Source organism: Marinobacter sp. ES-1 (genome assembly GCF_000475255.1).
In the GTDB taxonomy this organism is placed as follows: Bacteria; Pseudomonadota; Gammaproteobacteria; order Pseudomonadales; family Oleiphilaceae; genus Marinobacter; species Marinobacter vinifirmus.
This window is the reverse complement of the sequence record NZ_AXBV01000053.1, coordinates 75,579-89,010: the sequence shown is the minus strand read 5'-3', so window position 1 is coordinate 89,010 and position 13,432 is coordinate 75,579. Positions and strand designations below refer to the sequence as shown.

The 13,432-nt window shown below is 53.3% G+C and carries 13 protein-coding genes and 1 riboswitch; of the genes, 7 read left to right on the top strand and 6 right to left on the bottom strand.

Annotated elements, in window-relative coordinates:
- Positions 1 to 265 (top strand): lipid A-modifier LpxR family protein (locus Q668_RS10430; protein ID WP_152521777.1); only part of this gene is annotated, 265 nt, incomplete at its 5' end.
- A 227-nt stretch (positions 266 to 492) separates the two neighbouring features.
- On the opposite strand, the gene Q668_RS10425 is transcribed toward Q668_RS10430, so the two are convergent.
- Entirely contained in the window at positions 493 to 777 is a 285-nt protein-coding gene (locus tag Q668_RS10425; RefSeq protein WP_022989550.1) for a hypothetical protein, read from the bottom strand.
- Between the two features lie 558 nt (positions 778 to 1,335).
- On the opposite strand from Q668_RS10425, the gene dmeF reads away from it, so the two are divergent.
- The 3 genes from dmeF (at position 1,336) to Q668_RS10405 (ending at position 4,664) form a co-directional block, all read left to right on the top strand.
- Complete coding sequence (dmeF, locus tag Q668_RS10420) at positions 1,336 to 2,301, top strand: CDF family Co(II)/Ni(II) efflux transporter DmeF (RefSeq protein WP_022989549.1); 966 nt, start codon at positions 1,336 to 1,338, stop codon at positions 2,299 to 2,301.
- Positions 2,302 to 2,352: 51 nt separating this feature from the next.
- A riboswitch (yybP-ykoY riboswitch) is annotated at positions 2,353 to 2,521 on the top strand.
- A gap of 8 nt (positions 2,522 to 2,529) precedes the next feature.
- On the top strand, positions 2,530 to 3,087 hold the full coding sequence (locus Q668_RS10410; protein WP_022989547.1) for a manganese efflux pump MntP family protein: 558 nt from the start codon (positions 2,530 to 2,532) through the stop codon (positions 3,085 to 3,087).
- 887 nt (positions 3,088 to 3,974) lie between these two features.
- The gene (locus tag Q668_RS10405; RefSeq protein ID WP_022989546.1) at positions 3,975 to 4,664 is read left to right on the top strand and encodes a VIT family protein; all 690 of its coding nucleotides are present in this window, start codon (positions 3,975 to 3,977) and stop codon (positions 4,662 to 4,664) included.
- A gap of 1,129 nt (positions 4,665 to 5,793) precedes the next feature.
- Here Q668_RS10405 and Q668_RS10400 read toward each other — a convergent pair.
- On the bottom strand, positions 5,794 to 6,408 hold the full coding sequence (locus tag Q668_RS10400; RefSeq protein ID WP_022989544.1) for a TetR/AcrR family transcriptional regulator: 615 nt from the start codon (positions 6,406 to 6,408) through the stop codon (positions 5,794 to 5,796).
- A gap of 143 nt (positions 6,409 to 6,551) precedes the next feature.
- On the opposite strand from Q668_RS10400, the gene Q668_RS10395 reads away from it, so the two are divergent.
- Positions 6,552 to 6,992 carry a hotdog fold domain-containing protein gene (locus tag Q668_RS10395; RefSeq protein ID WP_022989543.1) on the top strand — a complete coding sequence of 147 codons (441 nt, stop codon included), beginning with the start codon at positions 6,552 to 6,554 and terminating at the stop codon, positions 6,990 to 6,992.
- A 105-nt stretch (positions 6,993 to 7,097) separates the two neighbouring features.
- Complete coding sequence (locus Q668_RS10390) at positions 7,098 to 7,922, top strand: MipA/OmpV family protein (protein ID WP_022989542.1); 825 nt, start codon at positions 7,098 to 7,100, stop codon at positions 7,920 to 7,922.
- 107 nt (positions 7,923 to 8,029) lie between these two features.
- Here Q668_RS10390 and Q668_RS10385 read toward each other — a convergent pair whose 3' ends face one another.
- From Q668_RS10385 to Q668_RS10370, 4 genes are all read right to left on the bottom strand, one after another.
- Positions 8,030 to 8,611: a DUF6448 family protein gene (locus Q668_RS10385; protein ID WP_022989541.1), complete on the bottom strand. Its 582-nt coding sequence runs from the start codon at positions 8,609 to 8,611 to the stop codon at positions 8,030 to 8,032.
- A gap of 215 nt (positions 8,612 to 8,826) precedes the next feature.
- A complete protein-coding gene (locus Q668_RS10380; protein WP_022989540.1) occupies positions 8,827 to 9,966 on the bottom strand; it encodes a helix-turn-helix domain-containing protein in 1,140 nt (379 codons plus the stop codon).
- On the bottom strand, positions 9,957 to 11,282 hold the full coding sequence (locus Q668_RS10375; RefSeq protein ID WP_011786649.1) for an ATP-binding protein: 1,326 nt from the start codon (positions 11,280 to 11,282) through the stop codon (positions 9,957 to 9,959). Before Q668_RS10375 ends, Q668_RS10380 begins: the two co-directional genes overlap by 10 nt.
- Positions 11,272 to 11,937: a response regulator transcription factor gene (locus Q668_RS10370; RefSeq protein WP_011786648.1), complete on the bottom strand. Its 666-nt coding sequence runs from the start codon at positions 11,935 to 11,937 to the stop codon at positions 11,272 to 11,274. Before Q668_RS10370 ends, Q668_RS10375 begins: the two co-directional genes overlap by 11 nt.
- A 167-nt stretch (positions 11,938 to 12,104) precedes the next feature.
- On the opposite strand from Q668_RS10370, the gene Q668_RS10365 reads away from it, so the two are divergent.
- Positions 12,105 to 13,421 (top strand): ferric reductase-like transmembrane domain-containing protein, encoded by a 1,317-nt coding sequence (locus Q668_RS10365; protein ID WP_011784786.1) that lies wholly within the window; start codon positions 12,105 to 12,107, stop codon positions 13,419 to 13,421.
- Positions 13,422 to 13,432: the final 11 nt, after the last annotated feature.

Sequence of the window (13,432 nt, the reverse complement as noted above, 5' to 3'; positions counted from 1 at the left end):
GCCGGGCTCGTTCAAGGATTCAGGCAGTAGCTGGTCAGTATATGTGGGGCTGGGCGTGGAGTATGTAGGCTATTCCTACATCGACGACAATGCCGGGGCTTATCGTTTTGACGAAGGGCCGCTGATTGGTCAGCTTGGTCTGGGCTCTGCCTGGCAGTGGGATCACCTGCTGGCCTCGGTCACACTGCGTGCCTCAACCAGTGAAGACGAGCGTCATAAAGACAACTTCAGCTTTGGGACGCTGTCAGTTTCTTGGGCATTGTAGAAAGGTTGGTTTTGACCGTTGCTTACGGGATGTGGTGGCGCTTGTTCCTGCTGTTAAACAAAAGCGAACGTTCGAGTCAGGTCTTTCCTCCGGAGCTTCAAGGCCAATCACAGTCATTTCATCCAGTATGATTGGCGGGCCAACTTCCAGACGCTTATGATTACATGTGGTGTTAACGCGGGGATCTTGTGTCGACCGGTCATCCTAATTGTCGCCGAACACCCCCGCTAACGCTGCCGCACCATCTCGCCCCACGGGCTGTCAAAGTTGCCATTTTCAAGGCGCGTCAGCACCACCCTTCCCTCCGGCGTAACCAACTTAATCTCGTTATCGGCGACCTCATAATCAAATTCGACAGCCTGATCGAAAAAACCAATCATCCGCACAGTTCCATCGCCATCAAAAATGAACTCAAAGCCCGATTGGTCAGCCACATAGGTGCCTTCAATACCCCGCCCGGAATCGCAGCCTGCCAGTAGAAACGCCAGCCCGAGTGTATATAGCGTTCTCATAAATCCCCCTACCCAGAGCCATCATAACTAAATGCCTATGCACCACCCGTGCCTTTTCCGAAAAGCACTTTACAGATCACCGGTTACCGAGGTTCCAGAGGGAGCTTTCCGGGGATAAACGTAAAAAAAGCTGACAATCAAGCAACAAGCCAGTGCCTTGGCAAGCCCCCAAGCCGAGCATCCGCTTTGCGACCGTCCCGTATCCCAGGCTCACTAAACAAAAGCGAACATTCGTACTGCGTCTTTAGATAATTGCTATGTTGCTGGGGAGGTTGGAATTGCTCAGTGTGTTTGTGATGTTTTCGCCGCGTTTTTGGCGCAGTTGGATTGGTGGGATGGCCGGTCTTGCTAACAAATTATGCATGGCCAGCAAGGCGTCGAGTGGCAAAAAAAGTCCGCTTTCCAATATGATTTGATTTCACAGTCGTTTGGTGGGATCACCCGGGCGGTGCCCATTATTTTGTTACCATAGCGTCCGTTTGATATCCCTTTAGGTATAGATCAAAAGACTGCCTCGGCTTTCCCGACCGCCATTCCACGCTCGCCAGGAACACTGCCATGCACCACGAACGACTTGACCATTGGCAACACGACCACATTTTTGGTCAGGACAAAAGACGCTCCGGTGAGGCCCGCACACTTGTTGTCGTAGGCCTCACGCTTGCGATGATGGTGTGGGAAATTCTGGCCGGCATAATTTATGGCTCAATGGCATTGTTGGCAGACGGGCTTCACATGGGGTCGCACGCAGTAGCGCTTGGTATTGCTGCATTCGCCTATGCCTATGCCAGGAAGAATGCAGGCAGCGCACGGTTCTCTTTTGGTACGGGTAAAGTTAATGCGCTTGGTGGTTTTACCGGCGCGATTCTACTGGCAGCCTTCGCCCTCTACATGGTCATCGAGAGCGTGGGACGGTTTATACAGCCAGTCCCCATTTCCTTTGACGGTGCGATTTTTGTTTCCATCATCGGCCTGGTGGTCAACGGCGTATCGGCCTGGATATTGGGGGGTGCAGAGCATGACCATGGACACAGTCACGGCCATGATCACGGGCATCACCACGACCATTCTCACCATGATCATAACCGCCGTGCCGCCTACTTTCATGTGCTTGCGGATGCTCTGACATCGGTTCTGGCCATTGTGGCACTGTTAGCCGGAAAATATGCTGGTTGGAATTGGATGGACCCTATGATGGGTATCATCGGTGCCATTCTGGTCACCCGTTGGTCCTGGCATCTGTTGAAAGACACTTCGAAAGTGCTCCTTGACGAACAGCATCAAGACCTGGAAAAAACTGTCAAACAGGCCGTCGAAAATAACGATGCAAAAGTCGGTGACCTGCACGTCTGGTCGATTGGTCCCAACATTCATGCTGCTATTGTTTCGGTGGTTTCGCACCAGCCCGAATCGCCTTCGGTCTACAAGGATCGCATTCAGGCCCAGTGTCGATCCCTGGTGCATGTAACGGTCGAATTACACCAATGCACCGAACACCACGCTTTCGCACCGGAAACTTGCTGAGCCTGCAATGAAGGCAGGGCAGTTTGCGATCCCTATGGATGATTGCTATATTCGCGCTTCGTTGGGGAGTAGCCTGCTTCCGAAGTTCGGAAGAGTTCGTATCAACATAATTGGCCATATGCCATGGTACGAACACCTCTCGGTTGGCGAGACCATCGATATATCCATGCCCAAGGTCGGGCGTGTGGATATATCGTGGACTCGAAATGCCCGACCGGAGCCAGTTAGATGAACCCGATTACCCTTCTTTTACTTGCCTTTGCCATGTCCACAGATGCCTTTGCCGCTGCAATTGGCAGAGGTGCGACGCTAAAAAGCCCTCGTCTTCCAGAAGCCTTTAAGATAGGTCTCATCTTCGGTTCAATAGAAGCCATTACACCATTGGTAGGATGGCTGATCGGAAAGTCAGCATCTGGTTATGTGGAAGCGTGGGATCACTGGATCGCGTTTGCGCTACTGATGATTCTCGGTCTTCATATGATTTATGAGGGTATGAAACCCGAGGAAGACGGCGTAGAAAAGCCGGCGGAAAAGTCCTTGCTCCGGACCTGCATTACCGCTTTCAGTACCAGTATTGACGCCATGGCGGGGGGCGTGAGCCTGGCATTTATCAACGTCAATATCTGGATTGCTGCGGCTTTAATCGGACTGGCAACAACCCTGATGGTGACTATTGGCATAATGCTGGGCCGCGCTATCGGAGCTGTGATGGGGCACCGAGCAGAAATATTCGGCGGTCTTACGCTGGTTGCGGTGGGCGCCTGGATATTATACGGCCACCTGTAAGTTTCGTTTCTGAGGCTCAGAGTCACTTAGGCCCGGCATTCAAACCGGCGAGCATCGGTGATTTCAGGTATTAAACTGTTGCCTTGACTTCATCGATGGCCTGCCGACCTGGCTGTAGAGGCCAGACAGAATCGTCGAGGAAATGTCCGGATGCGATTGATGCGTATGGGTGATTGCCATGTTAACTCCCACGGTTGACTACAATGATATTTGAAATATCCAGCAATCTTGAAATCAGTCCTGAAGTTGTCTCTGAGCTGTTTACGATGGAAGGGGTCAATAGGGAGCTAAGTCCTCTCATCCGCAGACGGCCCCCTCCGAGTGGTCAAACAAGGCAATCTCCGATTGGCCTACTGGTAGGGTGCTGTTTTCAAGCTGGATACTCCTGTTTGGTATCGTGCCTATCGATCGACACAAGTTCTTTTTCGCTAGCATCGATCGACAAGTGGGATTCGCGGAAGAATCCAGCTCGTTTTGCAATAGGTTGTGGCGCCATCATCGGAACATAGATCGATACGGGACGGCATGCAGGCTAACCGACACTGTCGAATTTCAATGCAGGTTGCCCATGTTCACCTTGTTACTGACACCGGTTTACCGGTTCATTTTCAAGCATCGCCATCAGGTTCTCAGGTCTGCTTATGGTCGATCTTTCGATGCACCGCGTGCTGATTAGCACGCACACTATTCCAGACCGCGTCATTCTTGAATTCCGCGGGATAACGTTGGTTGCTCATGGCACTCTCTGCTATGCTCTAATCATAGGCTAGAAGTTTCTAGTGGACCCGGGTAAGTCCACCCTTTACATTGCGCCTTCGGCTCCATTTCATGGGCGCGCATGCTGCAAACGTTAGTAACTTTCTCTTCCTTTTTAATTGGAACTTGGTATGAGGCATGCTGAAAGGCACAGGACAGAACGGATTGGCTGGCTCCGTGCTGCGGTTCTGGGCGCAAATGATGGAATTGTATCTACCGCTAGTCTGGTTCTTGGGGTTGCGGCGGCAGGGGCGGACTCGAAGGCTGTCTTGGTTGCTGGTGTTGCCGGTCTTGTTGCAGGCGCTATGTCGATGGCAGCGGGTGAGTATGTGTCAGTCAGCTCTCAATCTGATACGGAGCGGGCGGATCTTGCCAGAGAGAGTGGAGAGCTCGTTAGGGAGCCCGAACAAGAACAAGCGGAATTGGCTGAGATCTACGTAAGGCGAGGGTTGGATCCAGAGCTTGCAAGCACAGTAGCAATTCAGCTCATGAAGCATGATGCGCTTGGGGCTCACGCACGCGATGAACTTGGTATTTCAGAGGTATCGACGGCTCGCCCGATTCAGGCCGCGTTTGCGTCGGCAGGTACATTCTCGGTTGGCGCGGCACTTCCCCTGCTCATCGTTTTGTTGTTGCCGAGTCACATACTTATGTGGGCTGTTCCAAGCAGCTCTCTCTTGTTCCTTGCGTTGCTGGGCTCACTAGCAGCAAGAACGGGGGGCGCTCCCGTTCTTGTGGCTGCTTCTCGGGTAACTTTTTGGGGCGCCCTGGCAATGGCCCTGACTGCGGGGATCGGTGCCCTTTTTGGGGTGGCCATTTGATTTGCCTACAGTGCTTTGTATCGCCTAAGAAGGCGCTGCTGCCGGACATATTTTCCACTGCGCTCCAAATTTGCCGTAGAGCGCGGCGTTATTCCAAAACCTGAATGTTCGCTTTGCGACCTTAACGTAACGCCGATTATGCGCAGTGTACTTGGGAGACCACCAGAGCCTGAAGCGGGTTCCAGGGCACGTCCTTGTGCCGACTTCGTTATTTTTTCTTCCGAGACGGTTTACTCTTTTCACCGACGGTTTCCCGCGGGTGTTTCTTGGCAAAGGTCTCGGTTACATAACGGCCTGTTACAGCGCTTCGGTATTTTTTGGACATGCGTCACCTCACATCAATGAAAAGATTCTAGCGATGCCCAGGGATGCCCTCGGCATCATCCTCATTTAGCGGTTTGGCCAACTCCGGAAATGGGCGCAAACACGCTGAAGCGTGCCGTTGACCATTCGGAAGTAGGCTCGAACGTAGACAGCGGGTCTGATGACCATGGCTGATCTCCTGTACGAGATAGCCAGTGAGGTGACGGTAAGAGGCGTTACGATCACGGGACGATAGATCCAAAGGGTATTGGCATACAAGCGTCTCGTTTTGTACTATTCTCAACCCATCAGTCTTACTGGCTGTGTGGATATAGGTAGGGGGTTATTCTTGGCGGAAGGCCCCTACCGCTTGGTAAAACCTCAGGGCTTCGGTCCTGGGGTTTTTTATCGCCTAAAGAAAGGCGATGGACTGATGATACTTGCCTTTGGCCACTTCGTCAGCCTACTTACCAAACAGACTCACAATATTGTGTTATCCAATATTTTCATTAAAAAACATATGGTTATATTGATTTTTCTAATTTCTATTTAAAAAATCAATGAGTACTGCCAAGTACAATAGGATGAATGATTGGGCGGCAAGTTTTTCTGCCGTTTCAGACCGGTCTTCGATGATGTGAGGGTGCTCCTTTAATGCGACTAGGAGGGGTCAGACATCGGCAGATCCTGATACGGTAATGAGAAGCATCGGCCAGAAAGGCCGGAGAATAGTCAGGGCAGGATTCAAGCCTTTCGTCGGTCGCAGGCTACTGAGCATGTATATAAGGGCGGGGTACTGCCCGACTCCAACGCCATTATCAGGCCCTTACCTATGAATGGACCGCCAGGCCGATTCCGCAAACTGTTCCCGATACTCGAGGGGTGACGTCTGGATCCGCCCGGAAAGCCAGGCCCTGCAAAAGTTCTCCGCCGGCCCGATGATCAGAGATGGAAGTAATTCCTGGCATTGAATAATCTCATTCGCGCCGGAATCCAGCCTGAATAACAGCTCCCTCAGCTCACGGTAGTTTTCAATATTGCGCTCTCTGAGTTGCTGCTGATGTGGCCCTTTAGCCACAGCGGATCGAGCCTGAAAAAGGAAACGAGCCCACTCCGGGTAACTCGTTACCCAGTCCACATAACTTTTAACGATGAGGTGGACAGCTTCTTTCAGTGTTTTCGCCGTCTCCAGAGCTGATGTCAGTTTCGCTCTCTGATTATCCTGCGCACAGAAGAATAGGGCGCTCAGAATGCCTTCTTTGTTTCCGAAATGATGGTAGATAGCACCAACACTGGCGCCACACCGAACCTTGATGGTGTCGATGGTCGTGGCTTCCACGCCAAGCTCATTGAAGCAAGCCAGGGCGTTCTCAAGAATGTTCCGCTTCAGCGCAGATCTGCGCCCTGGGAACGGCTTTTCGAGAATATCGTCGTCAGGCATAAAGGGCTCTTGCTCATTCCTGTATCGATTAATACGGCAGTTTACTCCTTGACAGCCCCTCCATAAACAGAACATTATTCTTTTGCAGAATATTATTCTGTTTAGTAACTTGTCGCTACCAAATATCATGGAGATCACGATTTATGAGCCAAGCACTCGCAGCATTCAACGCCTTTGGTGCCGAAAGTTTTTCCAGCATGATGTGTCAGCAAGCGCCTTACTTCAGCACTATCCAGCCAACGCTTGTCGAATTGAAGCAAGGCTACGCCGAGGCGAAGGTGCCATTCAGGAAGGAAATCACAAACCACCTGGGAACGGTCCACGCCATTGCCATGTGCAACGCCGCCGAGTTAGTCGCTGGCCTGATGACTGATGCGACAATTCCGAGCGGTGCCCGATGGATTCCTCAGTCAATGAGCGTGAATTACCTGGCCAAAGCGAAAACCGACCTGCGCGCGATCGCAAACGGAGAAGGAATTGACTGGGATAGTGCGGGACAAAAAATCGTTCCGGTTTCTGTCATCGACGAAGACGGGCAAACGGTATTCACTGCAGAAATCACCATGAACGTAAAACTGGGGTAATAGATATTTGAATGCCGGGTTTATGGCCCGGCAGCCTCTCTAAAATATGCATCCATAATGAAGCGTACGCCGTATAACCCCTCACGATTTGATGGGGGAAAAACCATGATAAAAGCAGTTCTGCAAACCGCCACATTTCTTGGCGCAATTTCTTGTTTTGGGTTGGTAAATGCGACGGAGACGAGAACCCCTCTGGTTCCGCTTCCCTCTGTCGTTGATTTTACCGATGGCGATGGCTGGGGTGTTGGGCTTGGCCTGGGCGTTGAGTATGAGACGGCTTATGAGGGTTCAGACGAGTTCGAGCTTGAGGTCGATCCGGCTGGGGGTGTTCAGTGGCGAACGGGTGACCACCTTTTTTTCTGGGCAGGTGAGGCCATTGGGTGGCGAACACTGGCCAGGGATGCGTGGTTGATTCAAGCCTCGGTAGGCTACGAAGAAGGCCGGGAAGAGGGTGATTCCGAGGATGGCAGACTGGATGGCCTGGGTGAATCAAGTTCTGGAGCGGCAGTGTTGCTTGAGGTGCGTTACGCTCTTGCAGAAAACTGGCGTTACTTCCTGGATGGTCGTGTTTCAGCGGGAGAGATCGGTACGTTGGGGGTTTTCGGCGCAGGAACCTGCCTGGCTTGCCAGCCTGATGGCACTGGATGGGAAATTGGCGCGGCTGCAACGTTCCACGATGGCAAGTTAGCCAACCGGGACTTTGGTGTGAACACCCGGCAATCGATAGATTCAGGTCTTCCAGAAACCGACGTTGATAGCGGGTATCGTTCGACGGGGGTCAATGTTAATTACCGGAACTACCTGAACAAGAACTGGCAGATCTTCGGCGAAGCTCTTTACGAAGTTTATGGGAGTGACGTCTCAGATAGCCCGATATCCCGGAATGATTATGAAGCGGAGATTGGTGTTGGCTTCATTTATGTTTTTTGATGCGCCTTAATAGAATGATGGTACCAATTCAGCCGAAGGCGAAACTGGAAATGAATACAACGCAAAGCAGGCCGTCAGCCTGCTTTGCGTCTGCGTGAAGATAGGAATTAGTGCCCCTGCCCTCCAGCAGCGCCATGCACGCCCTCTATATAGTGAATGTAATTGACGTAGTCAGCGACAAAGGCACGCCCCTTATCGCCGCTTTGATCAGCCATGGCCCTTGCACGCTGAGCCTCATGATAACGCTCACGAATACCGTTCTCGATCTTGCGGGTTATATTTGCCACGAGGCGATCAATTTGCCCGTTTTCCAACGCCGCATCCGCCGCCATTAAACCCGGATCAATCTGTCCGGAAGGCTTGATGCCGGTAAAGGGTGCGCCTTCGGAGGCACGATGAACCTCAACGAGCGTCGAGAACAGATGCTGATCGGCAATGTTTTTCGCAGTTTCGCTTTGCCCGCGGACTTGGCGCACATCGGCGAATACCCTTTTGATTTCGGCCTCATCCTTTGCCGGCACCCATTTGAGCAAGGGCTTAACATTGCCTGACTCCAGTGCCGCACGGGCTTCGGTAATCACGGGACCGTCCAGAGCATCACAATGAGCTTGGGCGCTACCGGCAAACATCAGGCTGAAGATTGCTGCGGCCACTGCGGGAACAGCGGTTTTGCGTAATTTGGTTTTCATACATGACCTCTTCATATTGCGTTGAGCTTCACGAGCACCGGGTTTGGTGGCGTTTCGCAATCAGAGTACGGAAGGGAGGCCAAAGAATCGTTCGCAAGTACGAAACCGAACCGATTCCATGGTTTGGAAATAAAATATATAATTCAAAAGGATAGAGGTTTCAGTATCGGGTGAGAGCGTACTCGAACGCCGGGTAGCCAGGTTCAGGATCGTGGCTAGGGTCGGATATCGCCCTGCAGGGCTCGTCGGCGATATTCACTGGGGGTAAATCCTGTCTCTTTCTTGAAAGCAGTGTTGAATACGGACTTCGAGTTGAAGCCAGAGTCATACATAGTTTGCAGAATATTTGCCTGATTGGCTGCATCGGCCAGGCGCGATTTCGCCTCGTCGATGCGATAGCGACTGACGAACTCAAAGAAATTGCAGCCAAAGCCTTGGTTAATGGCCCGTGAAACCTCTCTTGAAGGGGCGCCCAATTTCCGTGAAAGTTGTTCCAGGGTCAGGTTGGGGTGCAAGTGGGGCTTTTCCTGGTGCATTAACTGTTGGAGCCTGACCTTTAAAGTTTGATCAAACTGCGGCGTGGGCTCTTCTTCCAGCAAGGCGGCCTGGTCTGCTGCCAATCCAGAGAAAACAACGGGTTGGCGAAGAGAGTTTATCATCAGAAAATTGATGAAAATGAAGCCCGTTACAGCGCCAGCGCCGGCCACCCACTCGGTTCCAGGCACGCTTCTAAACACATGCGCCGCAAGGCAGTAAAACATGCTTACGGTCCAGGCCACTGCATAGCCGATCAGAAGCGTCCGTAACCACGCAAGTTGTTTGTTTTCAATACTCGAGAAAATCTGTCGAATACCAAGGCCGAAACGGTTGATCGCACGAATCGTCGTGCACAGGTAGCCCAGAAAGACCGCGTGAATAGCGACTGCAAGAAGGGGAGAGGTAAGTACGCCCGGGTGGTCCCGTTCAAGCAGAATCTGAATTTTGGTCTCGCTCGGCTGCAAATAATACTCAACCAGAAAAATTGCGCCGACCACCCAGAAGAGCAACGTGTGCACGAGATGCTTCCCGCGTAACCGGAAGTTCTGATACATCAGCGATTGCGCATATAGATAGAGCGTGCCTGCTTGCAGAAGCCCGATGAGTGTCCCGAGGTAGGCGAAGTTTGGGTGCTGGAACGCAAGCCCGCTGCCATAGAGGAAGATCTCTCCCAACCCGGCGGCGAAGAACACCAGAGTGGCAACCAGGAGTCGGTTAGATATGAGCCCACTGTTGGATGGAAGTAGGAGAAAAACGGCAAGAGCCAGCGATTGAATGATGCTCGTCAGCAGCACAATGTCGGTGAGTGTCAGATACATGCCAGATTCAGCTCCGCTTCAAAACCATCCTGCCGTCCTGTTGCCGGCGATCTGAGATGCAGGGTCATGCCGGCACCTTTAGCAATCGCATCGGCAATCGCGAGGCCCAGGCCAGAACCTGCAGCGTCCGTTTTGGCGCGTGCAAACCGGTTTCTTAAAAGAGCGAGCTGTTCCGGTGGCACTCTTGCACCGCCATTGCAGACCCTTAAAACCCCATTATCGTTCAGGTTGATCTTCACCGGCTCGCTACGGGAACCATGCTTAAGGGCATTCTCGATCAGGTTACGCACCAGGATGGCGAAGGCATCGGGATCAAGAAAGGAGTTCACTTCGCGCTCCGGCAGGGATAAAACAACTCGCCCGGGTGCCTGGGCCTCAAAATCCCGGGCAATCATCGCGAGGATGGGCACAAGATCCTGCTGGCTTTGTGAGAGTGCACCGCCACCTTCTGCTTTTGCCAACTCGAGCAGTTTTCCGGACAGCACCGAGAGACTGCGTAACGCTTCTTCAATTTCTGCAACATCATTCTTGAGATAATCATCGGGCATTCTGGTTTTCAGTCGCTGCACTTTGGCAAGCGCTGTTGCCAGGGGAGTTCGCAATTCATGGGCACTGTTGGCGGTAAAGCTGCGTTCTGATTCGAGAGCACGATGCAAACGCTCAAGCAGCCGGTTGATGGCACCGGCGATTGGTTCAAATTCACGGGGTAACTGCTCTTCTACAACAGGGGACAGATCTCCCGCGCCGCGGGATTCAATGTCTTGCTGAAAATCGACCACCTTACGAAGGGAAAGCCGGACAATCCACCAGACACCCAACAGGCTGACCGGAATCAGCACCAGTAAAGGCAACAGTAAGGCTAATCCCGCCTCCAGAGCGGATTCACGCCGGTGCGCCAAGGGTTCGGCCACTTCAAGATAGATGGTATTGCTGACTGCAGATACGCCATATAGCCGGTGGGTCAGAGTATCTGAAAACCCTTCCGCGGGGGTCCTGCTAAACACGCCAGGGTCGGCATCGTGGGACTGGAGCAGAATATTTCCAGCTTCGTCCCGTACCAGATAGGTCAGGTATTCGTCATGGTCTTTCAGGGCTGGGGCCTTTTGATTGCCCGCGCCGTTCTCACGGTTCAGGATGTCGGTGACCGCCAGTGGCAGTATGCGCTGGGCGGTTTCTTCCAGGGCACTGTCGAAGACCTCGTTCATTTCATGCTGTGCCACCAGTCCCGAAGCGGTCACGCCCAACAGCCAGAGTAGGGTGACACCGAGTGTCAGGCCGATACCGAGTGTTTTTTGCAGGCTGGTTCTAGTGGTCATGTGTTTCCAGGCGATAGCCCATTCCCCTGACGGTTACGATAGCGTCCCGCCCCAGCTTTTTACGCAGACGGCTGACATAAACTTCGATGGTGTTACTTTCGATTTCGGCCCCGAAAGCGTATAGACGATCCTCCAGTTGCGATCGCGATAACAGCATTCCGGGTCGCTGGATAAAGCCCTCAAACAATGCCCACTCCCGTGCCGTAAGTTCTACCGGCAGGCCGTTGCGACTGATGCGGTGATCGCCAAGATCAATCATCAGCTCGCCCACTTGTATGATCGGGCTTGGATTGCCGCGATATCGGCGAGCCACCGCGGCCACGCGGGCCGACAACTCCGAAAGATCAAAGGGTTTGACCAGGTAGTCGTCAGCACCGGCATTCAATCCTTCAATCCGGTCAGACACCTGATCCCTGGCGGTCAGAATGATCACCGGTGTTGTTATTCCGGTAGCCCGGATCGTTCGCAAAAAGCCGAAGCCATGGCCGTCGGGCAGCATCAGGTCCAGCAGAATCAGGTCGTAGGCTGTGGTCCTGATACTCGCCTCAGCAAAGCGCAGAGTTTGCACCCAGTCCACGGCGTGGCCGTCGTCCGCAATCTGATCCCGGACCGCCTCGCCCAATCCCGCCGTATCCTCCACCAAAAGAACCCGCATTGTTCACCTCTGACCCAGCCCTGAAATCAAGATACTACAGCTCGAACCTGACAACAGCCTGAATGGTCAATAACGCTTCGATCTCTCTTCACCGACCTTCAGCTGGCTGTCAGGTTTGGGCGCTAGCCTTCGGGGGAATATTCCAGGTACCGATCGCAGGAGATGTGATGATGCGGATGATTTTTCCTTTCGTTGTGTTGGTTTTGGGCCTATGGGCCTGGAACCTCTTTGCAGGTCCTGGGGCCGGTTCTCCCTGGGCAGTCTATGACCAGAGCCTGCTGCTCAGTGGGCTGTTATCCATTGCTCTGATGTCACTAGCCATGATGTTGGCACTGCGCCCAGCCTGGTTGGAGAGACCGCTGGGCGGGTTGGATCAGATCTATCGCACCCACAAATGGGCGGGCATTCTGGCAGTGGTATTCGCCGCCGCCCATTGGCTGATTGAAATGGGTGACGATGTAATAGAGTCGGTGTTCGGAAAAGCCGGCAAGCTGCACGATCAGGATTATTCCGGGTTCATCGACACCATGCGCGATGCGGCGGAAGAGGTAGGGGAGTTCGCCATCTATCTGCTGTTCGCCATGCTGCTGATCACCTTGTTGCGCAAGTTCCCCTACAAATACTGGCGCTATTTGCATCGCGGCATGCCGGTGCTTTATCTGTTGCTCGCTTTCCACGCGGCGTGGCTTACTCCGCTGCAATGGTGGCAGCAGCCAATCGGTGTGCTGATGGCCATTTTGCTCTTTGGCGGCAGCATCGCCAGCGGGCTATCCCTGACCGGCAGAGTTGGTCGTCGTCGCCAGGTTCGCGGCATGGTCACCGCGATCAAAACACCAGACCGGGACGTCACCGAAGTTACCTGCCACATGGGGCCGGCATGGCCCGGTCACCGTGCGGGGCAATTCGCCTTTGTGACCTTCGACCGACTAGAGGGCGCGCACCCGTTCACGATTGCCAGTGCCGATAGGGAAAATGGCACGGTTACGTTCATCATTAAATCGCTCGGCGACTTCACCCGCAATCTGAGCCAAAAAATCAGCGTGGGGCAAACCGTAAATATAGAAGGCCCTTACGGCTGTTTTAACTTCGATCGCCGCAACCGCAAATCCCACCAGATCTGGATAGCCGGTGGCATCGGGATCACGCCGTTTCTGGCCTGGCTCGAAGCTCTAAGCAGCGCCACCGACGCCACCGTGCCTGAAGCCGATCTGCATTACTGCACGCGCAACGCCGGCCAGGATCCCATGGTGGATCGACTTCGGGCGCTTTGCGATGGCTTTCCCGGGATACACCTCGAGATTCATGACAGCAGCAAGGGGCAGAGGTTGTCTGCCGAGACGTTGTCTACCAACGGACGCTCGGCAGCAGGCGCAGAGGTCTGGTTCTGCGGCCCGGCAGGGCTGGGGGAAGCCATTAGAAACGGCTTGCGGGCAGCACCCTTCCGCCTGACTCGCTTCCATAAAGAAGCTTTTCAGTTCCGCTGAAATGGCCTCGT